This window comes from Tardiphaga sp. GW822-FHT04G09, from assembly GCF_058800725.1.
Genome location: NZ_JBXAMO010000003.1, coordinates 176,447 through 201,810, shown reverse-complemented (window position 1 = coordinate 201,810; position 25,364 = coordinate 176,447). Strand labels below are relative to the sequence as shown.

Below are 25,364 nucleotides of genomic sequence, written 5' to 3'. Positions count from 1 at the left end.
GCCGAGCTAGGCCATCCAGAACTCGGGCATGGCCTGCGAGAGCCGGCCGCCCAGCCGCACCGGTGCAATGCGAGAGGCAAGCCCTGTCTTGTCATCAGTCTCGACGGCGACGCCACTGAGCGTCGCCGGACCGAAGGCCGGTTCGAAGCGGCCGGAAGGAATGCCTGTGGTGAAACGACGTACCGGCTCTTCCTTCTGCATGCCGATCACAGAATCATAGTCACCGGTCATGCCGGCATCGGTCATATAGGCCGTGCCGCCTGCCAGGATTTGGTGATCTGCCGTCGGCACATGCGTATGCGTGCCGACCACGAGGCTGACGCGGCCGTCGCAGAAATAGCCCATGCCTTGCTTCTCGCTCGAGGCTTCGCCGTGGAAGTCCACCACAATGGCATCGGCAGCCTCGACCAGCGGACAGGCATCGATCTCCTTGCCGACAGCGCTGAAGGGATCGTTGAGCGGCTCCATGAAGACGCGGCCCATGGCGTTGATCACCAGCGCGCGCGCGCCGTTCTTGGCGTCGATCAGCGCGGCGCCGCGGCCTGGCGTATGGCGCGGGAAATTCAGCGGACGGATCAGGCGCGGCGCACGCTCGATGAACACCAGCGCTTCCTTTTGATTCCAGGCGTGATTGCCGAGCGTCACCGCATCGGCGCCGGCATCTATGAGGTCGTTGTAGATCGTCTCGGTGATCCCGAAGCCGCCGGCCGCGTTTTCGCCGTTGATGACGACGAGATCGAGCTTCCAGTCACGGATCAGGCCCGGCAGTCTGTCGAGGATCACCACGCGGCCGGTTTTGCCGACGACGTCGCCAATGAAAAGAATACGCAAGTCAGATGCTCCGAAAATCGATCGTCCGGGTCTCGGTTACCACATAATCCAGCGCCACGTCGTGCGGCTGCATCGGAATGGCCTCGATTTCCTGGGTGTCGAAGGCCACGCCCACGGAGATGAATGGCTTGATGGCGTGCAGTTGCGCGAAGGTGCGGTCGTAATGCCCCGCGCCATAGCCAATGCGGTGGCCGGCGCGGTCGAAGGCCGCGAGTGGCACCAGCAGGATATCGGGGATCAGTCGTGGCGCCTCCGGTGCCGGTTCCGGAATGCCAAGCGAGCCGCGCACCAGCGCGTCGCTCGGGCTCCAGAGCCGGAACATCAACGGCTCATCACGGGCGACGATCGCCGGGAGCGCCAGCCGCGCACCCTGGGCGGCGAGACGCTGCATCAGCGGGATCGGATCGATCTCGCTGCGGATGGGGGAATAGCCGGCGACGATGCCGCCGTCCCTGACCGGGAAAGGCAGACCCCGCGCTGCGATGGCCTGCGCTGCAGCCGACCTTTCAGCCTCGCTCAGCGCCGTGCGGCGTGCCAGCGCGGCGATGCGGAGCTCAATCTTTGTCGGAGTGGGCGGCGTGTCGGACATGCCGCAGGATATGCTGTCCGCAGAGCCTGCGAAAGCGCAGGACCGGTTTTCACCAGCATCTTCGTCGAGAGGTTAACAGGCGCGGCAAAAGCCACGCAAACGGCCAGAGCCGTCAAAAAAGTAAAAGCGCGAAGCCACGATGGCCGTTGAAGCACTCGATCCCGGAGCACCTACGAAAGTAGGTGGGCACCATGTGACCAGATCCACGGACCTGGTCAGGGACAGTTCCCTGAAGGATCGATAAGGCCCCGGGGATATATGGCTCCTGACGCGCGACGCAGCCTCGCCTGAACAATGTAGGGGTTATCGAGCGGATGCGCCAGTGCCCGCTTGGCACCGAAGCCTGCGTTATCCAATAGCAACGCCGCCGCCGATGGTGCGGTTGAGCACCTGGGTGGTCTTCTCGATCCGCTCGGCTGCTGCATTCAGGGCCGCGGCAACTGCCGTCTGCGTCGCCCGTGCGCGGTCCGCAGCGACAACCCGGACATCGCGCAACGCTGTGAGCTCTTCCTGCAAGGCCCGGATCTGCTGATTGGCATCGACCAGTTCGTCGGCAATAGTCAGCGCCGCCATCACCGTCAACCGCGCGTCGCCGATCTCGCCGAACTTGCCGCGCAGGTTTTCCACACGGGATTCAAGACTCTCCGCCAATCGCAGCAGCCGGGTTTCCTGACCCTCCTCGCAGGCCATGCGGTATTGCCGGCCATTGATGGTGACATTGACGTGGCTCATCTCGCTTCACTCATGCGCATTGTCCGCAGCCAGCACTGCGCGGATGGTGCCGATGGCGGTATCGAGCTTGTCGGCGATGTCGCGATTGGCGCGCTCCAGCCGCCGCGATTTCACCAGCGTGCCATCGAGCTCATCCGCCAGGCGAGACCGGTCGGCGCCCAGCGCCTGAATGCGGGTGGCCAGTTCATCCTCGTCGCGATCCGCTTCATGGCGGCGCTCCACGGCGCTTTCCAGAGCATCCAGCGCCGCCATCAACCGCCGCGTGGCGGCGTCGATCTCGGCCGCGCCATTACTGGCGGGATCGGAGGCAGAGAGATGGGCGGGACGTTCGACCATACTGGGTTACGCGGACCTTGGATGTGATGCGACCGGAGCTCAAAAACCACGGCTCCGCAAGCCTTTAGGCCCTGAAACTTAGGTTGCAAGCGAGCCGGACGCAACAAAGCTTAAAAGCTATGCACCGCAAAGCCGACAAAAACCGCCGGTATATATCCACAGACCAGAACTGTTCGGGAGACCTTGGACTCCCAGGAACCCAGATGCTATCCACCAGTTTCTCCTAAGCGATCCCAACATCTCGCTGCAGACCGCCCCTCTTGCGGACGCAAAATATTCCATTCCCTTCAATTTAGACGGAAACCGACATGGCGCAGGTTGATCACTCGAAAATGGCCAACGCGATTCGTGCCCTCGCCATGGACGGCGTGGAAAAGGCCAAATCCGGTCACCCTGGGCTACCGATGGGCGCCGCCGATGTCGCCACCGTGCTGTTCACACAGTTCCTCAAATTCGACGCCGCCGATCCGCAGTGGCCGGATCGCGATCGCTTCATTCTCTCGGCCGGTCACGGCTCGATGCTGCTCTATGCCCTGCTCTATCTGACGGGCAACAAGGAGATGACGCTCGATCAGCTGAAGAACTTCCGCCAGCTGCATTCGAAGACCCCCGGCCATCCCGAGAATTTCCACACTTCCGGCGTCGAGACCACCACCGGTCCACTCGGGCAGGGCGTCGCGACTGCAGTCGGTTTCGCGCTCGCGGAGCGCATGCTCGCCGCCGAATATGGCGATGTGGTCGATCACTACACTTACGTGCTCTGCTCCGACGGCGACCTGATGGAAGGCATTAGCCACGAAGCAATGGCCCTCGCCGGTCATCTCAAGCTGTCGAAGCTGATCTTCCTGTATGACGACAACGGCATCTCCATCGACGGCCCGCTGTCGCTCGCCGACAGTGTCGATCAGGTCGCGCGCTTCAAGGCCCACGGCTGGAATGCCGTGCATGTCGATGGCCACGACCAGGTCGCCATCGCTGCCGCCATCAAGCAGGCGCAGGCATCCGACCGTCCGTCGATGATCGCCTGCAAGACCACCATCGGCTTTGGTGCGCCGACCCGGGCCGGCACCTCGAAGGCCCACGGCGAACCGCTCGGCGCAGAGGAACTCGCAGGCGCCAAGAAGGCACTGGACTGGAACTACGGCCCGTTCGAAGTGCCCGATGACATCCTGCAGGCGTGGCGCAATGTCGGTAAGCAGGGCGCGTCGGCGCATGCGGACTGGCAGAAGCGCTTCGATGCGCTTCCGGACGACCAGCGCAGCGAATTCATCCGCCGCAACGATCACGTTCGACCGGCAGCCATGGCCGATGCGATCCGCGCGCTGAAGAAGAAGCTGATCGCCGAGCCGCAGACCGTTGCGACCCGCAAGGCCAGCGAACTCGCGCTGGAAGCACTGGTCCAGGTCGTGCCGGAAATGGTGATCGGCTCCGCCGATCTCACGCCGTCGAACAACACCCGCACCAAGCACGCCATTGAGGTGAAGCCCGGCGACTTCAAGGGCCGCTACATCCATTACGGCATCCGCGAAATGGGCATGGCCGCAGCCATGAACGGCATCGCACTGCATGGCGGCTTCATTCCTGCCGGCGCGACCTTCATGTGCTTTACCGACTATGCGCGACCGGCGATGCGCATCTCGGCGCTGGCGCAGATCCCGGTCATCTACATCATGACCCATGACTCGATCGGTCTCGGCGAAGACGGCCCGACCCATCAGCCGGTGGAGCATTTGGCCGCGATGCGCGCGATGCCGAACATGCGGGTGTTCCGCCCGGCGGATACGGTCGAGACCGCCGAATGCTGGCAGCTCGCCATGGAGAAGACCAACGGCCCCACCATGCTGGCGCTGTCGCGTCAGAACCTGACGCCGGTGCGCACCACGCATCATGACGACAATCTCTGCGCCACCGGCGGCTATGAGCTGATCGCGGCCAAGGGTAAGGCCGCCGTGTCGATTTTCGCTTCCGGCTCGGAAGTCGAGATCGCCGTCGCCGCCCAGAAGCAGCTTGCCGACAAGGGCATCGCGACGCGGGTGGTCTCGGTGCCTTCGCTCGAACTGCTGCTGGAGCAGCCTGAAGAGCGCCAGAAGGCGATCATCGGCGACGCGCCGATCAAGATCGCCGTCGAGGCCGCGGTCCGGTTCGGCTGGGATGCCGTGATCGGCCACGACGGCACCTTCATCGGCATGAAGGGCTTCGGCTCGAGCGCGCCGGCGAAAGAATTGTACAAGCTGTTCGGTATCACCGCCGAAGCCGTCGTGGAGGCCGCCACCCGCAAGCACAACGCGGCTTAACTCTATTGGAATGCTGGTAAATTTGACACATTGCACCAGCGTTCCATTCAGGGCATGAAACGCCCGTCACACGTCACTATATGAAGGCCCTCACGCGAGGTTTGAGCCTAATACAAAGGGAGAAGTTGAATGGCAGTCCGGGTTTCGATCAACGGTTTTGGCCGCATCGGCCGCAACGTCCTGCGGGCGATCTACGAGTCCAAGCGCACCGACATCGAAGTCGTCGCCATCAACGATCTCGGCCCGGTTGAAACCAACGCCCATCTGCTGCGCTTCGACAGCGTGCACGGCCGCTTCCCCGGCGAAGTCACCGTGGACGGCGACAGCATCCAGCTCGGCAACGGCAACAAGATCAAGGTCACTGCAGTGCGCGATCCGAACACGCTGCCGTGGAAGGATCTCGGTATCGACATCGCGCTCGAATGCACGGGCATCTTCAGCGCCAAGGCGAAGGCCTCCTCGCATCTGACCGCTGGCGCCAAGCGCGTGCTGGTCTCGGCACCGTCGGACGGTGCTGACGCAACGATCGTCTACGGCGTCAACCACAAGACACTCACCAAGGAGCATCTGGTCGTCTCCAACGGCTCGTGCACGACGAACTGCCTCGCGCCGGTCGCCAAGGTGCTGAACGAAACTGTCGGCATCGAGACCGGCTTCATGACCACGATCCACGCTTACACCGGCGACCAGCCGACGCTGGACACGCTGCACAGCGATCTCTATCGCGGCCGTGCCGCTGCGATGTCGATGATCCCGACCTCGACCGGCGCCGCGAAGGCCATCGGCCTCGTGATGCCCGAACTTGCCGGCAAGCTCGACGGCGTTTCGATCCGGGTGCCGACCCCGAACGTTTCGGTGGTCGATCTCAAGATCATCGCCAAGAAGTCGACCACCAAGGAAGAGATCAACGAAGCCATCAAGAAGGCTGCTGCTGGCGAACTGAAGGGTGTCCTTGGCACCACCAGCCATCCGAACGTCTCGATCGACTTCAACCACGATCCGCATTCGTCGACCTTCGCCTTCGACCAGACCAAGGTGCAGAACGGCACGCTGGTGCGCGTGCTCTCCTGGTACGACAACGAATGGGGCTTCTCCAACCGCATGGCCGACACGGCCGTTGCGATGGGCAAGCTGCTGTAAGCAGAGCGACTGCTCATGGTTCGAGGCGCGCGCCTTCTGGCGCGCTCCTCGCCATGAGGTATTTAGTTTAATCGCGGAACTCCGCCTCCTCCTGAGGAGCCGCGCTTTGGCGCGGCGCCTCGAAGGATGACCGCCAACTGACCGAGCCAGCCATGACCAATTCTTTCCGCACCCTCGACAACGTCGATGTGAAGGGCAAACGCGTTCTCGTGCGCGTCGATCTCAACGTGCCCATGGACAACGGAAAGGTTACGGACGCGACGAGGCTCGAGCGCATCGCGCCGACCGTCACCGAAATCTCCGACAAGGGCGGCAAGGTCATACTGCTCGCGCATTTCGGTCGCCCCAAGGGCCGCGATGCCAAGGACTCCTTGAAGCCGGTTGCTGAAGCACTCGCGCTTGTTATCAAGAAGCCGGTCGCCTTTGCCGACGACTGCGTCGGTGACGTCGCTGCCAGGGCCGTTGGCACGATGAAGGACGGCGACGTTCTCTGCCTTGAGAACACGCGTTTCCATTCCGCTGAAGAGAAGAACGATCCGGCTTTCGTCGCCGAACTCGCCAAGCTCGGCGATATCTGGGTTAATGACGCATTCTCGGCGGCGCATCGCGCTCACGCCTCCACCGAGGGGCTCGGCCACAAGCTGCCCGCTTATGCCGGCCGCACCATGCAGGCCGAACTCGATGCGCTCGGCAAGGCGCTGGACGCGCCGACCAAGCCGGTGATCGCCATCGTCGGCGGCGCCAAGGTGTCCTCGAAGATCGACCTGCTTGAAAACCTCGTCACCAAGGTCGATGCACTTGTCATCGGCGGCGGCATGGCCAACACCTTCCTGCATGCGCAGGGTGTCAAGGTCGGCAAGTCGCTGTGCGAGAAAGATCTCGCCGCCACTGCGCTGCGGATCATCGACAAGGCCGAAGCTTCCGGCTGCGCCATCATCCTGCCGGTGGACGCCATCGTCGCATTCCACTTCGCCGCCAATACCCCGGCACACGCTTACGGCCTCGATGCGATCCCCGATGAGGGCATGATCCTCGATGTCGGTCCGCAGTCGATCGAACGCATCAACGCAGCGATCGACGATGCCGCCACGCTGGTCTGGAACGGCCCGGTCGGCGCATTTGAAATGACACCGTTCGACCGCGGCACGGTTGCCGGCGCCAAACACGCCGCGGCGCGTACCAAGGCGAAGAAGCTGATTTCAGTCGCCGGCGGCGGCGACACGGTGGCTGCGCTCAATCACGCCGGCGTCGCCGATGACTTCTCCTACATCTCGACCGCGGGCGGTGCCTTCCTCGAATGGATGGAAGGCAAGCCGCTGCCGGGTGTGGAAGTATTGAAGAAGTAGCAGCGGTACATTTTTGCCCGCAAGACTTGTGGGCGTCGCGATGTTTACGGTATGTTCCTGTCACAGCAGACGAACCGACCAACATCACGACGGACATCCTCATCGCGATCCCCGATGATATTTCGTCGTTTCGTAGCTCGGTTGAACAGCGTCTTGATCGGCTGGAAGAAATAAGCCGTAAGCAGCGTCGGGACGCTACCGGCATGCTCGTGATGATGCGTGCGACTGCTGGCGATTTCGACGAGCGCGTGACCGAAGTGGAAAAGCACGTCGCGGCACTCGAAGCTCGCGAACATTAGTTACCGGAAATTCCATTGGCTGGAACGCTGGGCCACCACGGCGATTAACGCTGGCTGTATGTGCGACTGATGGCGTCTTGGATTCGCCGTCTCCTCGCGCTAAGAGCCATATATCCCTCGGCGCGGCGTTTGCGCCTGTCCCATTTTACAAGGAGCTCCCCGCATGGCCCGTATTACGTTGCGTCAACTGCTCGATCACGCAGCAGAACACGATTACGGAGTGCCGGCCTTCAACATCAACAATATGGAACAGGCGCTGGCGATCATGGAGGCTGCATCCGGTGTCGATGCGCCGGTGATTATCCAGGCCTCCCGCGGTGCGCGCTCCTACGCCAACGACATCATGCTCAAGCACATGATGGATGCGGTTACTGAAATCTATCCGCACATTCCCGTTTGCGTGCATCTCGACCACGGCAACGAAGCCGCCACCTGCATGACCGCGATCCAGGCCGGTTTCACCTCGGTGATGATGGATGGCTCCCTGAAGGCAGACGGCAAGACGGCGGCGGACTGGGACTACAATGTCGGCGTGACCAAGACCGTCACCGACATGGCCCATCTCGGCGGCATCTCGGTGGAAGGCGAACTCGGCGTGCTCGGCTCGCTGGAGAGCGGCATGGGCGAAGCTGAAGACGGCCACGGCGCCGAAGGCCAACTCAGCCATGACCAGTTGCTGACCAATCCCGATGAGGCCGTGAAGTTCGTCAAGGAGACCCAGGTCGACGCGCTGGCGATCGCCATGGGCACCTCGCACGGCGCCTACAAGTTCACCCGCAAGCCCGATGGCGACATCCTCGCCATGAACGTGATCGAGGAAATCCACCGCAAGCTGCCGAACACGCATCTGGTGATGCACGGCTCGTCCTCGGTGCCGCAGGAGCTGCAGGATATCATCAACAAATTCGGCGGCCAGATGAAGCCGACCTGGGGCGTGCCGGTGTCGGAAATCCAGCGCGGCATCAAGCACGGCGTGCGCAAGATCAACATCGACACCGACAACCGCATGGCCATGACCGGCCAGATCCGCAAGGTGCTGAGCGAAAACCCCAGCGAATTCGACCCGCGCAAGTATCTGAAGCCGGCGATGGAAGCGATGGTGAAGCTCTGCAAGCAGCGCCTGCAGGAATTCAATACCGCCGGCCAGGCCAGCAAGTTCAAGAAGGTGCTGACCACAGCCGAAATGGCCAAGCGTTACGCCTCGGGCGAGCTGAACGCGAAGATCGCCTGAGCCCAAACTGCCAATTGACTGCCGGTCAGCCTGCCATACAGCATATGGCAGGCTGATTTTTTTGCCGAAATCGGATGCGAATGAGCCCATTAGGCTGCCAGATGCTCGGATTTTGCCCGAGAACCGTCTAGATTGGCCTGCAGGACTAGCCCGCTCAGGACACGCCCATGAACCTCGCCGAACTCAACAAGATCGCCCGCGCCATGACCGCGCCGGGCAAGGGCCTGCTTGCCGCAGATGAATCCGGCGGCACGATCAAGAAGCGCTTCGATGCGATCGGGGTCGAGTCCACCGAGGACAGCCGCCGCGACTATCGCGAGATGCTGTTTCGCTCGCGCGAGGCCATGAGCAGCTACATTTCCGGCGTGATCCTCTACGACGAGACCATCTGGCAAAACGCCAAGGACGGCACGCCGCTGGTGCGGCTGATCGAGGAAGCCGGCGCCATTCCTGGCATCAAGGTCGATGAAGGCACACAGGCATTGCCGAACTGCCCCGGTGAGTTGATCACAGCCGGTCTCGACAAGCTCGCCGAGCGACTCGCCAAATATTACGACCGCGGCGCACGCTTCGCGAAATGGCGTGCGGTGATCGATATCGGTGCCGGCATTCCCTCGATGACAGCCATCTCCGTGAACGCACATGCCCTCGCCCGCTATGCCGCACTGTGCCAGGCTGCGCAGATCGTGCCGATCGTCGAGCCGGAAGTGCTGATGGACGGCGATCACGATATCGACCGCTGCGTCGAGGTCACGCAGCGCGTGCTCAACAAGACGTTTCAGGAATTGCGGCTCCAGCGCGTCGCACTGGAAGGCATGATCCTGAAGCCCAACATGGCAGTCTCGGGCAAGAAATCGAAGACCCAGGCGGGCGTGGCCGAGGTCGCGGAGAAGACCGTGCGCATGCTCAAAAACTGCGTGCCTGCCTCCGTGCCCGGCATTGCGTTCCTCTCCGGCGGCCAGTCAGACAAAGACGCCACCGCACATCTCGACGCCATGAACAGGATCGGCGGCCTGCCCTGGGCGCTCACTTTCTCCTATGGTCGTGCGCTTCAGGCCGCGCCGCAAAAGGCCTGGTCCGGTAAATCCGACAATGTGCCCGTTGGTCAGCAGGCCTTCACCCATCGTGCACACATGAATTCACTCGCCAGCAAGGGCGAGTGGACACCCGATCAAGAACAGAAGGCGCTATAGTTTTGGCTTCCAAACCCGTTCCGCCGCCGCCGATGCCGCGCCTCTATCTCGCGACGCCTGTCGTCGAAGATCCGTCAACGCTCGCGGCCAGCCTTCCCGCTCTCTTAGGCAAGGCAGATGTCGCCGCCGTACTGGTGCGACTGGCCACCACGGACCAGCGCACCATGATCACGCGCATCAAGGCGCTGGCGCCGGTCATCCAGAACGCGGGCGCGGCGATGCTGGTCGAAGGCAATGTCGAACTCGTCGCGCGCGGCGGTGCCGATGGGGCCCATCTGCCCGGTCTCGCCCCCCTGCAGGACGCACTCCCCTCGCTGAAACCGGATCGCATCGCCGGCTGCGGTGGACTATCGACACGCCACAACGCGATGGCTGCGGGCGAAGCCGGTGCCGACTACGTGCTGTTCGGCGAGCCCGACCCGAAGGGCCAGCGCCCATCGACTGACGCCATTGTCGAGCGTCTGCAGTGGTGGGCGGAATTGTTCGAACCGCCTTGCGTGGGCTTCGCTACGACACTCGACGAAGCCAGGGAATTCGCAGCCGCCGGCGCCGACTTCGTGCTGGTCGGCGACGTCATCTGGAACGACGCACGCGGTGCTGCTGCGGCCTTGATGGACGCAGAGAAGGCGATCCAGCAGGGATACGCGGCGCTCGTCTCGGGGCAGCCCAGAGTCGAACAGGAATAACGCGGGAATGAAACTTCTGCGTTCCCTCACTGTGATTGCCGGCTGCGTTGCCTGGGCGGCCTGCGCGTCCGCGCAGATCTCGCTGACGCCGCCGGGCGTGCAGACGCCGCCACCGGCTGCAAGCAAGCCCGCGCCAAAGAAAGCGCCGGCACCGGCGAAAGCACCGACAGCAGCGAAGAAAGCTCCTGCGCCGCCTGCTGACAAGTCCGCGCAGCCCGCAGAAGCTGCACCAACCGACCCCAATGCCGATCTCGTCTATGGCGCCTATCAGCGCGGTCAGTACAAGACCGCTTTCGAACTCGCGAGCAAGCGCGCGCAGGAGAACAACGATCCGAAGGCGATGACCATGCTCGGCGAACTCTACGCCAACGCACTCGGCGTCAAACGCGATTACGCCAAGGCTGCTGAATGGTATCAACGCGCGTCGGAGCGCGGCGACCGCGAGGCCATGTTCGCGCTGGCGATGCTGCGGCTGTCGGATCGCGGCAATGTCGGCAAACGCGACGAAGCCGTGAAACTGCTGGCGTCCTCGGCCAAGCTTGGCAATCCCAAGGCCGCCTACAATCTGGCGCTGCTCTATCTCGACGGACAGACGCTACCGCAGGACGTCAAGCGTTCGGCCGAGTTGCTCCGCGTCGCCGCCGATGCCGGCAACCCCGAAGCGCAATACGCACTGGCGACCTTCTACAAGGAAGGCACCGGCGTCGAGAAGAGCATGGACAAGGCGGTCCGCCTGCTCCAGGCGGCGGCGCTGGCCGACAATGTCGATGCCGAGGTCGAATATGCCATTGCGCTCTATAACGGCACCGGAACCCCCAAGAACGAGGCTGCGGCCATCGCCCTGCTTCGCAAGGCCTCCAAACAGAACAGCCCGATTGCCCAGAATCGCCTCGCCCGGGTGCTGGCGCTCCGCACCAATACCGACGACCGACTGGAAGGCCTGAAATGGCACATCGTGGCCAAAACCGCCGGAAAGGGCGACCTGATGCTCGACGAGCTTCTGGCCCAGGCCACCCCCGAGGAAAAGACCAAGGCCCAGGAAGCCGCCAAGAAGTGGCTGGGCACGACCCAGAAATGACCCCTGTAGCGATCTTGCCTTGACGGGATGCCGCCCGCAGGGCACCCATCGCCCCAGCAACCCCCAATCAGACCTGCCGTCAGGTCGTCGTGAGACGAACGCATGATCAATTCAGCCCTTATGAACGTGATGGTGAAAGCCGCACGCCGCGCCGGCCGCAGCCTGAAGCGCGACCTCGGCGAGATCGAGAACCTGCAGGTCTCGATGAAGGGTCCGGCGAATTTCGTCAGCCTCGCCGACAAGCGGGCCGAGGAAATGCTCTATACCGACCTCAACAAGGCCCGCCCGGGCTATGGCTTCCTCGGCGAGGAAGGTGGCAGCCGCGACGGCACTGACAAGAGCCACACCTGGATCGTCGATCCGCTCGATGGCACCACCAACTTCCTGCACGGCATCCCGCAATTCGCGGTCTCCATCGGTCTGGCGCGCGAAGGTCAGGTCATCGCCGGCCTGATCTACAATCCGGCCAATGACGAACTCTACATGGCCGAAAAGGGCTCGGGCGCGTTCCTCAACGACACCCGCCTGCGCGTCGCCGGCCGCAAGCAACTCAACGAATGCGTCATCGCCTGCGGCCTGCCGCATATCGGCCGCGGCGACCATGAGCTCTCGCGCATGGAAATGAGCGCATTGCAGCCCAAGGTCGCCGGCCTGCGCCGCTTCGGTGCAGCTTCGCTCGATCTGGCCTTCGTCGCAGCGGGCCGCCTCGATGGCTATTGGGAGCGCAACCTGCAGCCCTGGGACGTCGCTGCGGGCCTGATCCTGATCAAGGAAGCCGGCGGCACCGTTGGCGATATCAATGGCGGTGATGTGCTGACGACCGGCAACGTCGTTGCCGGCAATGAATTCGTGCACGGCGCGCTGACGAAGATTCTGCGGCCGCTGTCGAAGTAAGATTGATCGCTCGAATAGAAAAAGCCCGGATAGCGTTGCGCCATCCGGGCTTTTTGTTTGATTGCCTTAGCTGTGCAACACGGACGGCGATGCGGCCGGCTCGTCCTGCTTTGCCTCTTCCGTCTTCGGCGCCTTGTCGGGCGAGAACAGCCGCTGCACCGACACGAAGAACACCGGCACCATGAGCAGCGCCAGGATCACGACCGCGATCATGCCGCCGGTCACCGACGTGCCAAGCGCCTGCTGGCTGGCACCGCCGGCCCCGGATGCGACGACCATAGGCAACACACCGCAGATAAAGGCGAGACCGGTCATCACGATCGGGCGGAAGCGCAGGAAGCAGGCTTCCATCGTGGCATCCACCAGCGACTTGCCGTGTGCGCGCAGGTCCTTGGCGAATTCGATAATCAGAATCGCATTCTTGGCCGCGAGACCGATGATCGTAATCAGACCCACTGTGAAGTAGACGTCGTTCGGCAGGCCGCGCAAATTCGCCGCCAGCACGGCGCCGACGATGCCGAGCGGCACCGTCATCAGCACGGCCACCGGGATCGTCCAGCTCTCGTAAAGCGCTGCCAGCACCAGAAACACGACAAGAGCCGACAGCGCGAGCAGGAACGGCGCCTGCGAGCCGGACAGTTTTTCCTGCAGGGATTGGCCGGTCCACTCGAAGCCGAAACCGCGCGGCAGCAGGCCAGCCAGACGCTCCATCTCCTTGATGGCATCGCCCGAGGTGAAGCCGGGCCGCGCCTCGCCGGAGATTCGCACCGCCGGATAGAAGTTGAAGCCGGTGATCTGGGTCGGCCCCTTTGCCCATTCCACGGTGGCGAAGGACGAGAACGGCACCAGCTGTCCGCGGCTGTTCTTGACGTTGTAGTTCAGGATGTCGGTGGCGTTCATCCGGTTGGCGGCCTCCGACTGGACCACGACGCGCTGCATGCGGCCGCGATTCGGGAAGTCGTTGATGTAGTTCGAGCCGAGATTGGTCGAGATCGTGCTGTTGATGTCCTCGAAAGTGACGCCGAAGGCGCCGGCCTTTTCGCGGTCGATCATCAGGTTGACCAATGGCGCCGGCGGGAGGCCTTCGACAAACACCTTCTGCAGCACCGGGCTGGCATTGGCGTCCGCGACCAGCTTGTCGGACGCCGCATTGAGCGCGATGAAGCCCTTCTGGCCACGGTCCTGCAGGCGGAAGCTGAAACCCGACGAATTGCCGAGGTTGTCGATCGGCGGCGGCTGCAAGGCAGAGATCTTGGCATCTCGGATCGACGACAGGCTCTTGTTGATATCATCGACGAGTGCCGCCGCGGAGTCCTTCGGCGGACGCTCCGACCAGTCCTTCAGGGTGATAAAGGCCTGCGCGGTGTTCATGCCCTGGCCGAGGAAGCTGAAGCCGGTAAGGAACACGACGCTCTCGATGCCGGAACGCTTCTTCAGATAGTCCTCGACCTTCTCGATGGCACTTTCTGTGCGGGCGAACGAGGAATCCGACGGCGTCTGCACGTCAGTGGTGATGAAGCCCTGATCGTCGATCGGCAAAAAGCCGCCGGGCATCCGCATGAAGCCCCAGGTCAATCCCACCAGCAGCGCGACATAGACGATCAGCAAACGTCCGGTGCGCTTGATCGACCAGCCCACCGTCTTCGAATAGCCGTCGCGGGTGGCATCGAGCTTGCGGTTAAACCAGCCGAACAGGCCCTTCCTGGCATGGCCGTGCCCTTCCTTGACAGGCTTCAGGAAGGTCGCGCACAGCGCCGGCGTCAGCGAGAGCGCCAGCAATGCGGAGAATGCAATCGAGGCGACCATGGTGACGGAGAACTGGCGGTAGATGATGCCGACCGAGCCCGGGAAGAACGCCATCGGCACGAACACGCCGATCATGACCAGCGTGACACCGATGATGGCGCCGGAGATCTGGCCCATCGCCTTCCTGGTGGCTTCCTTCGGCGGAAGGCCCTCCTCGCTCATGATGCGCTCGACGTTCTCGACCACGACGATGGCGTCGTCGACGAGGATGCCGACGGCCAGCACCATGCCGAACATGGTCAGCATGTTGATGGAATAGCCGGCCAGCAACAACATCGTGCAGGTGCCGAGCAGCGCGATGGGCACGACGATGGTCGGGATCAGCGTGTAGCGGAAGTTCTGCAGGAAGAGGAACATCACGATGAAAACGAGGACGACCGCCTCGATCAGCGTCATCACCACCTTCATGATCGACGCTTCGACCACCGGCGTGACGTTGTACGGAATGTCATAGGCAATGTTGGCCGGGAAGAAGTTCGACAACTCCTTCATCTTGGCTTCGATGGCCGACGCCGTCGCCAGCGCGTTGCCCGTCGGAGACATCAGCACCGACAGGCCGGCCGTCGGCTGACCATTCAGGCGGGTGGTGAACTGGTAGCTGAGGCCGCCGATCTCGATACGGGCGACGTCGCGCAGCCGCACGGTTGACCCGTCGGCGTTGGCGCGTAGCACGATGGCGCCGAATTCTTCCGGGGTGGAGAGCTGGCCTTTGACGAGCACCAGCGACGAGGTCTTGGTGGTCGCGGTCGACGGCTCGGCGCCCACACTGCCGGAGGCGACCTGGGCGTTTTGCGCAGTGATCGCCTTGTTCACGTCGTCGGAGGTCAGGTTATAGCCAACGAGTTTGGCGGGATCGACCCAGACGCGCAGCGAGCGCTCGGTGGAATACAGCGAGGCACGGCCGACGCCGGGAATGCGACGAATTTCACCAAGGATGTTGCGGATCATGAAGTCGCCGAGGCCGACTTCGTCGAGACTGTTATCAGTGGAGCGTAGCGTGATGATGTTCAGCACCGCGGCAGACGCTTCCTCGACCAGGATGCCCTGCTGGATCACGGCACGCGGCAGACGCGCTTCCACGCGCTTCAGGCGGTTCTGCACTTCGACCGAGGCCTGGCTGGTATCGGTGCCGGGCTGGAAGTTCGCGATGATTTCGACGGCGCCGAGCGAGTCGCTGGTCGATTCGAAGTTCAGGATGCCAGCAGCGCCATTGAGTTCCTCTTCGATCAGCCGCGTAACGCTGTTGTAGAGGTTCTCCGGCGACGCACCGGGATAGCTGGTCGAGATCGAAATCGATGGCGGCGCGATGATCGGATACTGCGCAATGGGCAGCTGCGGAATCGCGATCGCGCCGAAAAGACAAATGAAAAGCGCGACGACCCAGGCGAAAATCGGCCTGTCGATGAAAAAATTAGCCATTTCGATTTACTCAGGGACGGGCTTGAGTCGTTTTCTGCCCCTCGGGCGGAGGGCCCGCAGCAGCAGTCGCGTCAGTCCACGCCATCGGCTTCACCTTGTCGCCGGCAGCGAACTTCTGGAACCCCTCGACCACGACGCGCTCACCGCCTTTGAGACCTTCGGTCACGAACCACTGGCCGTCCTGCACTGCGCCGGTGCGCACCATCTGAACGGCGACACGACCGTCATCCTTGACGACGAACACTTCTGCGCCGCCACCACCATTGCGCTGGACTGCCTGCTGCGGAACCGCGATGGCATCGATGTCGATACCCTGCTCGATCTGCACGCGGACATACATGCCGGGCAATAGCTCGCGCTTCGGATTCGGGAATTCGCCGCGCAGCGTCACCTGACCCGTGAAGGTATCGACCTTGGCTTCCGAGAACAGCAGTCTGCCGGGATGCGAATAGATCGTACCGTCGTCCAATACGAGGCGCACCTTGGCGGTGTCCGGCGCAATCCGCTCGAGATCGCCCGTCTCAAATGCGCGGCGCAGATTGTTGAGCTCTGACACCGACTGAGTGAAGTCGGCATAGATCGGATCGAGCTGCTGGATGGTCGCCAGGTTAGTATTGTCGTTCTGCACCACCAGCGCGCCTTCAGTCACCAGCGCGGCACCCACAATACCGTCGATCGGCGCGCGAACGGTCGCGTAGTCCAGATTCAAACGCGCGCGCGCGACGTCGGCTTTCTTGGCCGCGATCTCGGCTTCGGCCTGACGCATCGCACCGAAAGCCTTTTCGTTCTCGGCTTCCGACACAGCCTTCTGCTGAGCAAGGGTAGCGATACGCCTGGATTGCTGCAATGCCTGTTCGAACGCCGCTTGCGCCTTCGCGAGCGCAGCCTGATTGGACTGCAGTTCCACTTCGAACGGTTTCGGATCGATTCGATAAAGCGTATCGCCGGCCTTCACCTCGGTACCTTGATGGAATGTACGCTCGATAACGATCCCCGACACACGGGCTCGCACGTCTGCGACGCGGGTGGGCGCAATACGGCCGGGCAATTCGCGAATGATCGCGCGCAACTGTGGCTTCACGGAAATCACGCTGACTTCGGGCTCGGGAGCTTGTGCAGATATCGACGCCACGGCATCCTTCGGTTCGTTGCATCCCGCGAGCACGGGTGCGAGTCCCGCCAGCAGAAGCACGAAGCCTGCAGAGCGTGCGTTCAAGGTCGTCATTTAATTTGGTACCCTAAGTTGCCTATTCGGACATACATCGACGGATACGCCGGACCTGTGAGGTCATCGCGCGCGTAGCCGGATTCATCGAACCTGTTTGATAGCTCAGAATAAAAACCGCAGTGCTGCGGCGCAATACATATCGAGGCGGCGCATTGCCACACGGCCTATCGCATTGAACTCGCAACAGCTTTCAAGTCTCACGCGAACGTGAATCGGGCGGAACCGGCGATAACTCAGTTAACGGCGGTCATTCGGTAGTGACTCACACCCCACTCGCTTCCATCGGCATAGTCAAACAAGGCTGCGGTCGCGAGGAAGAACCAGCGCCGGCGCCGCATCCGCAATGCGGCGTCGCGTCCATAGGCCCGAGGCAGGATGCGTTCGATTTCGTCGCGAGAGCGATCAAAGTTGTCGAGCCGATCATTCGCCGAAGCTGCGATACGTGCCGCACCAGCACCACTCTATCTCGACAGCGAGTATGCCTGCCTATTGCCGGATGAGATAGCGATGCGTGAAGATGTGCATGAACAAGCGGCCGTCTGGCGCCAGCCATGAACGCACGGCGGTCATCAGCTCGCGCCAGTTCATCATATGCCCGAACATCTCGACCGAGACGATGCGATCGAATGTCTGCTCCGGCTGAACGACATTCATGTCCTGCGTGATGACGCGCCGATTGGAAAGACCTCGTGACACGGCCTCGCCTTCGACATAGCCGCACACCGAGGTGGAATTCGATGCAGCGGCGATACGGGACTTGGGAAATTGCGGTGCCATCCACGGCTGGAGCCAGCACCCGCGCCGACGACGCCAGGCGAGACGATCCAGATCGTATCGACCCAGCGGGAATTGCGGTGCGTTGCCGCTCCACCCCGGGCAAGCGACATCAGACTGAGAGCGAAACCGCAATGGCCGGCAGCACCTGCAAGTATCGCAACATCATGCGGGGTCCCGTAAACGGCTCAGCAAGAAGGTCTTTTGCAAAAACGTGACAGATCAGGCCGTGTTTCAACCGGAAGTTCCCGGTGACATCGTGGATTCCGGCAGTATCCGATCTTTTTTTGTCGCGGGGCTGTGCCATATTGCCCGCCGAACCTTTTCTCGCATGCAGATGATCCGCACATGGCGCCAGGCCCCTCGTCCCGCTCCGCGATGGAGATCGAACTGACCAAGCTGTCATCGCCCCGGATATTCCTGGTTCGGATGCTGGTGTTTCTGGTTCTGTGCGGTCTGATCATGACCGTGCTCTACAAGCAGATCGTGCTCGCCTTTTTCGCCAATCCGGGGCTCAACGCGCTGATCGGTGCCGTGCTTCTGATCGGCATTATCCTGTCGTTCAGGCAGGTGATCCGGCTCTATCCGGAAGTCTCCTGGGTCAACAGTTTCCGCATTTCCGATCCGGGCCTCGCGCTGGACCGTCGCCCGACCCTGTTGGCGCCGATGGCCGCGATCCTCGGCGGCGAGCGCACCGGCCGCATGACCATCTCGCAGCAGACCATGCGGCATCTGCTCGACTCCATCGCGACGCGCCTGGACGAATCCCGCGACATCTCACGCTACATGACCGGCCTGCTGGTGTTTCTCGGACTGCTCGGCACCTTCTGGGGCCTGATCGAGACCGTTGGCTCCGTCGGCAAGGTGATCGAGGGCCTCAAGGTCGGCGGCGATGCAGGTTCGCTGTTCGACACGCTGAAGGAAGGCCTCGCCGCGCCGCTCGCCGGCATGGGCATCTCGTTCTCGTCCTCGCTGTTCGGTCTCGCCGGATCACTGATCCTCGGCTTCCTCGATCTGCAATCCAGCCAGGCGCAGAACCGCTTCTATACGGATCTGGAAGACTGGCTCGCTTCCACCGTGAAGGAATATTCCGGCGAGACAACCCCCGTTACCTCATCTGGCACGCCGGCCGAGTTGCAGGATGCCATCGAGCGCCTGCGTCGCTCCATCGAGGACGGCAACAACAACCGTGGCACGACCACCGCCATGGCCAATCTCGCCGACGCGATCCAGAGCCTCGTTGCGCATATGCGCAGCGAGCAGGAAATGATCCGCGAATGGGCCGATGGCCAAGGCGAACAGAGCCGCGAGATCAAGAAGCTGCTGGAACACATCGCTCGCCAACCTGAGAAGAACTGATCCATGGCATTGGCACGCAATCGCCGCGGCTCTTCCGAATTCAACTACTGGCCGGGCTTCGTCGATGCACTGTCGACGCTGGTGCTCGCGATCGTCTTCCTGCTGTCGATCTTCCTCGTCGTGCAGTTCTATCTGTCGCAGGAAGTCACCGGCAAGGACAAGGCGCTGGAGCAGCTTACCGCCAAGCTGGCTCAGTTGAACGATCTGCTGTCGCTGGAGAAGCTCGGCAAGCTCAATCTCGACGAACAGCTCTCGCAGATGCGCGCCGGGCTGTCCGCCGCGGAATCGGAGCGCGACCGGATCAAGGGCCTGTATGACGGCCTCGCCGGTGCCGGCTCCGATGCCGCAGGCCGTAACACCGAGCTCAACAAGGCACTGGATTCCGAAAAGCAACTCTCGGCTCGCGCACTGGCGCAGGTCGAGGTGCTGAACCAGCAGATCTCCGCACTGCGCCGTCAGCTTGCGGCACTCGAAGAAGCACTGGAAGCGTCCGAGAAACGGGACAGGGAATCGCAGGGCCGCATCGTCGATCTCGGCCAGCGCCTCAACGTCGCGCTCGCACAGCGCGTTCAGGAGCTGTCGCGCTATCGCTCAGAATTCTTCGGACGCCTGCGCGCCATTCTCGGCAATCGCCCTGACATTCGCGTCGTCGGCGACCGCTTCGTATTCCAGTCGGAAGTCTTTTTCGACGCCGGCCAGGCATTATTGCTGCCGGAAGGCCGCGCCGAACTCGACAAGGTCGCCAGCGCGCTCATTGAACTCGACAAGCAGATCCCGTCGGAAATCGCCTGGGTCATGCGCGTCGACGGCCACACCGACTCGCGGCCGATCCTCAACAGTCCGCTGTTCAAGTCGAACTGGGAATTGTCCTCCGCGCGTGCGATCTCGGTCGTGCAGTATCTGATCTCGCTTGGCGTGCCCGCGCAGCGCCTCGTCGCCGCCGGCTTCGCCGAAAACCAGCCGCTGGATACGGCGCAGACCGAAGAAGCGTACAAGCGCAACCGCCGCATCGAACTCAAGCTCACCGAGCGCTGAGGGCATGTCTGAGGCATTCGAGTTACGCCCCTATCGCGAGATCGATGAAGACGCTTCCATCACCTTGTGGCTGGAGACATGGCGGCAGGCCTATCCCTCGATCAATTTCGACGCCCGCGTCGACTGGTGGCGCAACCGATGGCGCACCGAACTGGTACCCACAGCGCAGATCGTGGTGGCGGAACAACAGGACGGCGCGATGGTCGGCTTTGTCACCATCGACGCATCAGGCTATCTCGACCAACTGGTGGTGAGCCCGGCCAAATGGGGAACGAATGTTGCTCGCCTGCTGGTCGATGACGCCAAACGGCTGTCGCCCGGCGGCGTGACGCTCAAGGTCAATGCCGACAATGCTCGCGCGATCAAGTTCTATGCACGCAACGGCTTCGTCAAAACGGGCGACGAGGTGAACACGTCAGGCCGTGCCGTCGACCTGATGGAATGGAAGCCGTAGCCGGAGCGGTTGCTCCGGCTCACACCCCGAACTGCAACCTCGCCAATCGTGCATAAAGCCCGTTCGCCGCGACCAGCGACGCATGCGTGCCCTGCTCGACGATGCGGCCATGATCCATGACGAGGATACGGTCGCAGGACAGTACGGTGGCGAGGCGATGGGCGATCACCAGCGTGGTGCGGTGCTTCATCAACTCTTCCAGAGCAGTCTGCACCAGCGTCTCGGATTCCGCGTCCAAAGCAGAGGTTGCTTCATCGAGCAGCAGCAGCGGTGCGTCGCGCAGGATGGCGCGGGCAATCGCAATACGCTGGCGCTGGCCGCCTGACAGCGTTACGCCGCGTTCACCGAGCTGTGCGTCAAAACCATCCGGCAGGCGGCGGATGAATTCGGTGGCATGCGCCAGCGATGCCGCGTGCTCGACTTCAGCATCTGTCGCATCAGGACGGCCGAAGCGGATATTCTCGCGGGCCGTTGCGGCGAAAACCACGGAATCTTGCGGCACCAATGCGATGCGCTTGCGTAGCTCGCACGGATCGGCCTCGCGGATCGGCACGCCATCGACGGAGATGGCACCTCCCTTGGGGTCGTAGAAGCGCAGCAGCAGATGAAACAGCGTGCTCTTGCCGGCGCCCGACGGGCCGACGATAGCGACCTTCTCGCCGGCCTTCACCGACAGCGATACACCAGCCGCCGACAGGATTTCCGGCCGGGTCGGATAGGCAAAGGAGACATTGTCGAACACGACATCGCCGCGCGCAGGCTGCGGCAATGACCGCGGCGACGCCGGAGCGACCACGGCGGATTTGACATTCAGAATTTCGAACAGGCGCTCGGCTGCGCCCGACGCAGCCGAAATCTCGCCCCAGACTTCGCTGAGCTGGCCGAGGCTGGAGGCTGCAAACGCCGCATAGAGCACGAACTGGCCGAGCCGGCCGGGTGTCAACGACCCCGTCAGAACATCGTGCGAGCCGACCCACAGAATGCCGACCACGCTGGAGAACACGATGAAGATGATGATCGCCGTCAGCACGGCGCGCGCGCGGGTGGAGCCGCGTGCGGCCTCATAGGCCTGCTCGACCTCCTTGCCGAAGCGCGCGTTCGCCAGCTGCTCGTTGGTATAGGCCTGCACGGTGCGGATCGAGCCGACGAGTTCGCCAGCATAGGCCGAGGCTTCCGCCAGCGTATCCTGCGCATTGCGCGACAGACGCCGCACCCAGCGACCGAAGGCCACCAGCGGGATCACGATCAGCGGGATCGCGGCCAACACGAAGCCGGAAAGCTTGGGGCTCGAGACCACCATCATGGCGGCGGCGCCGAGAAACAGCACGAGGTTGCGCAAGGCGATGGATACGGACGCGCCGACCGCCGACTTGATCTGCGTGGTATCGGCCGTGAGCCGCGACACCAGTTCGCCGGATCGCGATGTATCGAAGAAGGACGGCGACAGGGCGGTGAGATGCTGGAACACGTCACGACGCAGATCGGCGACGATGCGCTCGCCGATGGTCATGACAAGATAGTAGCGGGCCGCACTGGCCAGCGCGAGCACGACCACCACAGCGATCATGACGCTGAAATAGTTGTTGATCATGGCGATGCCTTCGGGGCTGAAGCCGAAGTCGATCATCCGCCTTGCCGCCACAGGCACGACGAGCGTGGTCACAGCCGCAATGGTCAGCGACACCAGCGCCAGAAGCGCGCGTCCGCGATACCGCGCCACATAGGGCGCCAGCGCCAGCAGCGGGCGCAATTTGGCCCGGCTGGGTTGTACCGGGGTCTTCACGACGGTGTCCGCCAGCGACGGCTCCGGAAGCACGGAATCCAGCTGCGGAAGCGGCGGCTTGGCCGCGCGGAGGGTCTCAAGCCGTTCGACTGCACTCATGATTGTTTATAACCGTTCTTGTCGTTGCCCTGAGATAGGCCGGAGCGGGCCCTGAGGCAAATGACCTAGGTCAACTTCCAAAGGGCAAATTGCCCGGGGGCAATGATCCACGACGGGAGTCCTTGTCTCCTGCACGTTCCTGCGATATAGAGCGGCCAAATCCGCCATCGAAATCACAGAGATTCAGGCGCCGGCGCGCCGAAGGAACCGTCATGAAAGCCGAAATTCACCCGGATTATCATAACATTACGGTCGTTATGACCGATGGTACCGAGTATCAGACCCGCTCCACCTGGGGCAAGGAAGGCGACAAGCTGAACCTCGACATCGATCCGCGGTCGCATCCGGCATGGACCGGCGGCACCACCCAGCTTCTCGACCGCGGTGGCCGCGTGTCGCGCTTCCAGAAGAAGTTCTCGGGCTTCCTCAAGAAGGAAGACTGATCCTTTCCGGATCTTCTGACTGCTTTCAAAACGCCCCTGCAGCCCGCAGGGGCGTTTTTCGTTGTCGGCCGACCTTGGCGACGCCGGTACTTCAAAACCGCCTCCGTTGCCCGCCCAATAAAGTGCGCCAGCCAGTGGCATCGTTCACATTTGCGGACTGTTTGGCGGCGATATCCGAACGAATGGACCAGGGTCTGCGGCATCGCGCCGCTCGCCGCGTCTCCGGCGGGCTTATGCCTTCGCTGGAACGTCGCTTCTCCGCGGGATGAACCGCTGCGTGATCCAGTTGCGCCCGGGCATCTCGATGAAACGATAGCTCACTTCCGCCAGCGCCCAGATGATGGCGAAACAGACCAGCGACGCAGCGATATAGACACTATCGGCCTGGCCGAAATGCCGCCAGGTCTTGATCGCGAAGCTCACGAACAGTGGATGGATCAGGTAGATCGAATAGGAGATGATGCCGAGTCGATAAACCAGCGCATTGCCAAACAGCAGCTGTGCCATCCGCCCGTCGCGCGACAGGACCGCGACCAGCGGGATGTACAGCAGATACATCAGGCGATCGCTGGCATCGGCCAGGCCAACGGCGATGATGGCAAGCGGAAGCGCGATGACCAGACCATCCTGCACGGTTGCCGACAGGCGATCGACGAGGCCACCAAAGCGGAAGATCGCAAGGCCCAGCGTGAATCCCGCCACTGCGCGCAGCATCGGATAGAGCGAATTGCCGTTGACCACATCGAGCGGTCCGCCCGACCCGCGGCCACTGACACTCACCGCATAGATGCCGAGCAGCGCCGCGATCACCGCAAGTCCTGCAATCCATTTGCTCCAGCGCTGGGTAAGAGCCATCAGGATCGGCAGCAGCAGATAGGAGCCCATCTCCGCGCTCGCCGCCCAGGCGACGCCGATGATCGGAAAAATATAGAGCCCCCAGCCGGACATCATCAGCAGATTGCCGGTCCAGTCCCAGGCTGAATACATCTCCAGCGTCTCACCAGACAGACCGGCCGCGATCTTGGCGACATAGAACAGCCCGATGATGAAATAGGCCGGATACAGCCGCGCGACCCGTTTCAACATGAAGTGGGCGAACGCCTTGCCGGTGAGATGCAGGAACGCGTCGCGATAGGTCAGCGCCATCACGTAGCCTGACAGCATGAAGAACAGGTCGACCAGCAGATAACCGTAGGCGATGCGGAAAAATGAACCGGTGCCGCCCGTTGCGAGCTGCACGTCACCGAAATGATACACGGCGATGACAACGGCTGCGACGCCGCGTACCCCTGTCAACGCCCTGATATCGTCCGCCATGGCCAATGCCCCCGCTTCGCTTGGCTCATGTCTAGCGCATGAGCGGCGAGCGAGGAACAGCGTTCAGGAATGTCGGGGACGCGCGATCAGCGCTCGAACGCAGCCTTCAGGCGATTGAGCTGCGGCACCAGCGGATTGCCGATCGGGGCATGCGTGGTGGTCGCGGCATGGATCGAGAGGTCGAGACGTCGAACCTTGGTCTGCAGCACCATCGAACGCGCGATCAGGATCTGCAGCTGCTCGGGCAGTTTGAGCAGCATCTCTTCCGGGCTCGGATCGGCGGCGCTGAGCTTCACCTTGGTCTTTTCACGATTGGCCTGGGTCAGCGTCATCTCGCCTTCCTTCACCGCACGGTGCAGCAAGAGCCATGAAGCAAGCTGCATCAGGCGCGTGGTGAGGCGCATGCTTTCGGTGGCGTAAGTCAGGCTGACGGAGCGATCCAGCGCCTTGGCCTCGTTACGGCCGACGCCGTCGAGATAGGCCGCGGTCTCCTCGACCAGATCCATCCCCTCGCGAAACAAGGCGCCGAAGGCGGCAGAATTGGTCAGCCGCTCGCTGAACTGAACGAGAGCGGGTTCGCTGTGCAAACGATCCGACATAGTTAACGCCTCACGCAAATGGTTTCGCAGCCAGCTCTGAGCGGCGGGCTTATGATGAACAAATCATTACGCGTGCGTGCGTGAGAGTCCAGCGGCGTAAAATTAAAGAAGTATTTATGGTTTCTAACGCGATTTAATGATCGCGACCGCCCCAAAAGAGGACATGCGTACCAAAAAAGAGCCGCCGTTTCCGGCGGCTTTAAAGTTGATAACAGGGAGGCGTCAAACAGAGTGGACAGGAGCCACTCGGTGTCCAAACAAGGACAATTTAAGTAATATGCGAGAAAGCTTAATTGCGCGTAAATGCGAGGGCTTTCTTCACGATCCGTTTGCCATGCGAAGCATCGCAACCTGTCCCGGAATGAGACGATGTCGGAATCGTGATTGAAGGAAGCATCA

General features: G+C 62.3%; 23 protein-coding genes and 1 other RNA gene. 13 read left to right on the top strand and 11 right to left on the bottom strand.

Annotated elements, in window-relative coordinates; all coding sequences use genetic code 11:
* Positions 1-6 precede the first annotated feature (6 nt).
* From AC1RLZ_RS07675 to AC1RLZ_RS07655, 5 genes are all read right to left on the bottom strand, one after another.
* Positions 7-831 carry a TIGR00282 family metallophosphoesterase gene (locus AC1RLZ_RS07675; RefSeq protein WP_493188154.1) on the bottom strand — a complete coding sequence of 275 codons (825 nt, stop codon included), beginning with the start codon at positions 829-831 and terminating at the stop codon, positions 7-9.
* Between the two features lies 1 nt (position 832).
* Positions 833-1,420: a 5-formyltetrahydrofolate cyclo-ligase gene (locus AC1RLZ_RS07670; protein ID WP_493188153.1), complete on the bottom strand. Its 588-nt coding sequence runs from the start codon at positions 1,418-1,420 to the stop codon at positions 833-835.
* 127 nt (positions 1,421-1,547) lie between these two features.
* Positions 1,548-1,707: non-coding RNA, 6S RNA (gene ssrS, locus AC1RLZ_RS07665), on the bottom strand.
* Positions 1,708-1,768: 61 nt separating this feature from the next.
* On the bottom strand, positions 1,769-2,152 hold the full coding sequence (locus AC1RLZ_RS07660; RefSeq protein ID WP_115030146.1) for a cell division protein ZapA: 384 nt from the start codon (positions 2,150-2,152) through the stop codon (positions 1,769-1,771).
* Between the two features lie 6 nt (positions 2,153-2,158).
* A complete protein-coding gene (locus AC1RLZ_RS07655; protein ID WP_371424311.1) occupies positions 2,159-2,488 on the bottom strand; it encodes a DUF4164 domain-containing protein in 330 nt (109 codons plus the stop codon).
* Between the two features lie 308 nt (positions 2,489-2,796).
* Here AC1RLZ_RS07655 and tkt point away from each other — a divergent pair, with 308 nt between their 5' ends.
* The 9 genes from tkt to AC1RLZ_RS07610 all read left to right on the top strand — a co-directional run bounded on the left by tkt (position 2,797) and on the right by AC1RLZ_RS07610 (position 12,649).
* On the top strand, positions 2,797-4,782 hold the full coding sequence (gene tkt, locus AC1RLZ_RS07650; protein WP_493188152.1) for a transketolase: 1,986 nt from the start codon (positions 2,797-2,799) through the stop codon (positions 4,780-4,782).
* Between the two features lie 129 nt (positions 4,783-4,911).
* Positions 4,912-5,922 carry a type I glyceraldehyde-3-phosphate dehydrogenase gene (gene gap, locus AC1RLZ_RS07645; protein WP_371424313.1) on the top strand — a complete coding sequence of 337 codons (1,011 nt, stop codon included), beginning with the start codon at positions 4,912-4,914 and terminating at the stop codon, positions 5,920-5,922.
* Between the two features lie 152 nt (positions 5,923-6,074).
* Positions 6,075-7,268 (top strand): phosphoglycerate kinase, encoded by a 1,194-nt coding sequence (locus tag AC1RLZ_RS07640; RefSeq protein ID WP_493188151.1) that lies wholly within the window; start codon positions 6,075-6,077, stop codon positions 7,266-7,268.
* Positions 7,220-7,567, top strand: a complete 348-nt coding sequence (locus AC1RLZ_RS07635) for a hypothetical protein (RefSeq protein WP_493188150.1) — start codon at positions 7,220-7,222, stop codon at positions 7,565-7,567. The genes AC1RLZ_RS07640 and AC1RLZ_RS07635 overlap by 49 nt, the downstream gene beginning before the upstream one ends.
* A 163-nt stretch (positions 7,568-7,730) precedes the next feature.
* The gene (gene fba, locus AC1RLZ_RS07630) at positions 7,731-8,798 is read left to right on the top strand and encodes a class II fructose-bisphosphate aldolase (protein ID WP_371424316.1); all 1,068 of its coding nucleotides are present in this window, start codon (positions 7,731-7,733) and stop codon (positions 8,796-8,798) included.
* A 167-nt stretch (positions 8,799-8,965) separates the two neighbouring features.
* Entirely contained in the window at positions 8,966-9,991 is a 1,026-nt protein-coding gene (locus AC1RLZ_RS07625; protein WP_371424317.1) for a class I fructose-bisphosphate aldolase, read from the top strand.
* A gap of 2 nt (positions 9,992-9,993) precedes the next feature.
* Positions 9,994-10,677: a thiamine phosphate synthase gene (locus AC1RLZ_RS07620; protein ID WP_493188149.1), complete on the top strand. Its 684-nt coding sequence runs from the start codon at positions 9,994-9,996 to the stop codon at positions 10,675-10,677.
* A 7-nt stretch (positions 10,678-10,684) separates the two neighbouring features.
* On the top strand, positions 10,685-11,755 hold the full coding sequence (locus AC1RLZ_RS07615) for a tetratricopeptide repeat protein (RefSeq protein ID WP_493188148.1): 1,071 nt from the start codon (positions 10,685-10,687) through the stop codon (positions 11,753-11,755).
* A 102-nt stretch (positions 11,756-11,857) separates the two neighbouring features.
* The gene (locus AC1RLZ_RS07610) at positions 11,858-12,649 is read left to right on the top strand and encodes an inositol monophosphatase family protein (protein ID WP_371424320.1); all 792 of its coding nucleotides are present in this window, start codon (positions 11,858-11,860) and stop codon (positions 12,647-12,649) included.
* A gap of 66 nt (positions 12,650-12,715) precedes the next feature.
* Here the strand turns inward: AC1RLZ_RS07610 and AC1RLZ_RS07605 are convergent, their stop codons facing one another.
* The 3 genes from AC1RLZ_RS07605 to AC1RLZ_RS07595 all read right to left on the bottom strand — a co-directional run bounded on the left by AC1RLZ_RS07605 (position 12,716) and on the right by AC1RLZ_RS07595 (position 17,879).
* Positions 12,716-15,874, bottom strand: coding sequence for a multidrug efflux RND transporter permease subunit (locus tag AC1RLZ_RS07605; RefSeq protein WP_493188147.1), 3,159 nt, complete (start codon positions 15,872-15,874; stop codon positions 12,716-12,718).
* Positions 15,875-15,884: 10 nt separating this feature from the next.
* A complete protein-coding gene (locus AC1RLZ_RS07600) occupies positions 15,885-17,099 on the bottom strand; it encodes an efflux RND transporter periplasmic adaptor subunit (RefSeq protein WP_493188146.1) in 1,215 nt (404 codons plus the stop codon).
* A gap of 489 nt (positions 17,100-17,588) precedes the next feature.
* Positions 17,589-17,879 (bottom strand): SAM-dependent methyltransferase, encoded by a 291-nt coding sequence (locus tag AC1RLZ_RS07595; protein ID WP_493188145.1) that lies wholly within the window; start codon positions 17,877-17,879, stop codon positions 17,589-17,591.
* A gap of 345 nt (positions 17,880-18,224) precedes the next feature.
* Here AC1RLZ_RS07595 and AC1RLZ_RS07590 point away from each other — a divergent pair, with 345 nt between their 5' ends.
* Genes AC1RLZ_RS07590 through AC1RLZ_RS07580 form a run of 3 tightly spaced genes read left to right on the top strand, consistent with a single transcriptional unit; the run spans position 18,225 to position 20,724 of the window.
* Entirely contained in the window at positions 18,225-19,235 is a 1,011-nt protein-coding gene (locus tag AC1RLZ_RS07590) for a flagellar motor protein MotA (RefSeq protein ID WP_493188144.1), read from the top strand.
* A gap of 3 nt (positions 19,236-19,238) precedes the next feature.
* Positions 19,239-20,270 (top strand): peptidoglycan -binding protein, encoded by a 1,032-nt coding sequence (locus AC1RLZ_RS07585; protein WP_493188143.1) that lies wholly within the window; start codon positions 19,239-19,241, stop codon positions 20,268-20,270.
* Between the two features lie 4 nt (positions 20,271-20,274).
* A complete protein-coding gene (locus tag AC1RLZ_RS07580; RefSeq protein ID WP_493188142.1) occupies positions 20,275-20,724 on the top strand; it encodes a GNAT family N-acetyltransferase in 450 nt (149 codons plus the stop codon).
* 19 nt (positions 20,725-20,743) lie between these two features.
* Here AC1RLZ_RS07580 and AC1RLZ_RS07575 read toward each other — a convergent pair whose 3' ends face one another.
* A complete protein-coding gene (locus AC1RLZ_RS07575; protein ID WP_493188141.1) occupies positions 20,744-22,606 on the bottom strand; it encodes an ABC transporter ATP-binding protein/permease in 1,863 nt (620 codons plus the stop codon).
* A gap of 212 nt (positions 22,607-22,818) precedes the next feature.
* Here AC1RLZ_RS07575 and rpmE point away from each other — a divergent pair, with 212 nt between their 5' ends.
* Complete coding sequence (gene rpmE / locus AC1RLZ_RS07570; RefSeq protein ID WP_089265403.1) at positions 22,819-23,049, top strand: 50S ribosomal protein L31; 231 nt, start codon at positions 22,819-22,821, stop codon at positions 23,047-23,049.
* Between the two features lie 231 nt (positions 23,050-23,280).
* On the opposite strand, the gene AC1RLZ_RS07565 is transcribed toward rpmE, so the two are convergent.
* Positions 23,281-24,366, bottom strand: a complete 1,086-nt coding sequence (locus AC1RLZ_RS07565) for an acyltransferase family protein (protein ID WP_493188139.1) — start codon at positions 24,364-24,366, stop codon at positions 23,281-23,283.
* An 86-nt stretch (positions 24,367-24,452) separates the two neighbouring features.
* Positions 24,453-24,965: a protease adaptor protein RcdA gene (gene rcdA, locus AC1RLZ_RS07560; RefSeq protein WP_371424329.1), complete on the bottom strand. Its 513-nt coding sequence runs from the start codon at positions 24,963-24,965 to the stop codon at positions 24,453-24,455.
* Positions 24,966-25,364 lie beyond the last annotated feature (399 nt).

What these genes read in the sequence shown, in the direction of transcription:
- AC1RLZ_RS07670 (WP_493188153.1), bottom strand. Translation starts at nt 1,420, where the DNA reads ATGTCCGACACGCCGCCCACTCCGACAAAGATTGAGCTCCGCATCGCC.
- AC1RLZ_RS07660 (WP_115030146.1), bottom strand. Translation starts at nt 2,152, where the DNA reads ATGAGCCACGTCAATGTCACCATCAATGGCCGGCAATACCGCATGGCC.
- AC1RLZ_RS07655 (WP_371424311.1), bottom strand. Translation starts at nt 2,488, where the DNA reads ATGGTCGAACGTCCCGCCCATCTCTCTGCCTCCGATCCCGCCAGTAAT.
- tkt (WP_493188152.1), top strand. Translation starts at nt 2,797, where the DNA reads ATGGCGCAGGTTGATCACTCGAAAATGGCCAACGCGATTCGTGCCCTC.
- gap (WP_371424313.1), top strand. Translation starts at nt 4,912, where the DNA reads ATGGCAGTCCGGGTTTCGATCAACGGTTTTGGCCGCATCGGCCGCAAC.
- AC1RLZ_RS07640 (WP_493188151.1), top strand. Translation starts at nt 6,075, where the DNA reads ATGACCAATTCTTTCCGCACCCTCGACAACGTCGATGTGAAGGGCAAA.
- AC1RLZ_RS07635 (WP_493188150.1), top strand. Translation starts at nt 7,220, where the DNA reads ATGGATGGAAGGCAAGCCGCTGCCGGGTGTGGAAGTATTGAAGAAGTA.
- fba (WP_371424316.1), top strand. Translation starts at nt 7,731, where the DNA reads ATGGCCCGTATTACGTTGCGTCAACTGCTCGATCACGCAGCAGAACAC.
- AC1RLZ_RS07625 (WP_371424317.1), top strand. Translation starts at nt 8,966, where the DNA reads ATGAACCTCGCCGAACTCAACAAGATCGCCCGCGCCATGACCGCGCCG.
- AC1RLZ_RS07615 (WP_493188148.1), top strand. Translation starts at nt 10,685, where the DNA reads ATGAAACTTCTGCGTTCCCTCACTGTGATTGCCGGCTGCGTTGCCTGG.
- AC1RLZ_RS07610 (WP_371424320.1), top strand. Translation starts at nt 11,858, where the DNA reads ATGATCAATTCAGCCCTTATGAACGTGATGGTGAAAGCCGCACGCCGC.
- AC1RLZ_RS07605 (WP_493188147.1), bottom strand. Translation starts at nt 15,874, where the DNA reads ATGGCTAATTTTTTCATCGACAGGCCGATTTTCGCCTGGGTCGTCGCG.
- AC1RLZ_RS07600 (WP_493188146.1), bottom strand. Translation starts at nt 17,099, where the DNA reads ATGACGACCTTGAACGCACGCTCTGCAGGCTTCGTGCTTCTGCTGGCG.
- AC1RLZ_RS07595 (WP_493188145.1), bottom strand. Translation starts at nt 17,879, where the DNA reads ATGGCACCGCAATTTCCCAAGTCCCGTATCGCCGCTGCATCGAATTCC.
- AC1RLZ_RS07590 (WP_493188144.1), top strand. Translation starts at nt 18,225, where the DNA reads ATGGCGCCAGGCCCCTCGTCCCGCTCCGCGATGGAGATCGAACTGACC.
- AC1RLZ_RS07585 (WP_493188143.1), top strand. Translation starts at nt 19,239, where the DNA reads ATGGCATTGGCACGCAATCGCCGCGGCTCTTCCGAATTCAACTACTGG.
- AC1RLZ_RS07580 (WP_493188142.1), top strand. Translation starts at nt 20,275, where the DNA reads ATGTCTGAGGCATTCGAGTTACGCCCCTATCGCGAGATCGATGAAGAC.
- AC1RLZ_RS07575 (WP_493188141.1), bottom strand. Translation starts at nt 22,606, where the DNA reads ATGAGTGCAGTCGAACGGCTTGAGACCCTCCGCGCGGCCAAGCCGCCG.
- rpmE (WP_089265403.1), top strand. Translation starts at nt 22,819, where the DNA reads ATGAAAGCCGAAATTCACCCGGATTATCATAACATTACGGTCGTTATG.
- AC1RLZ_RS07565 (WP_493188139.1), bottom strand. Translation starts at nt 24,366, where the DNA reads ATGGCGGACGATATCAGGGCGTTGACAGGGGTACGCGGCGTCGCAGCC.
- rcdA (WP_371424329.1), bottom strand. Translation starts at nt 24,965, where the DNA reads ATGTCGGATCGTTTGCACAGCGAACCCGCTCTCGTTCAGTTCAGCGAG.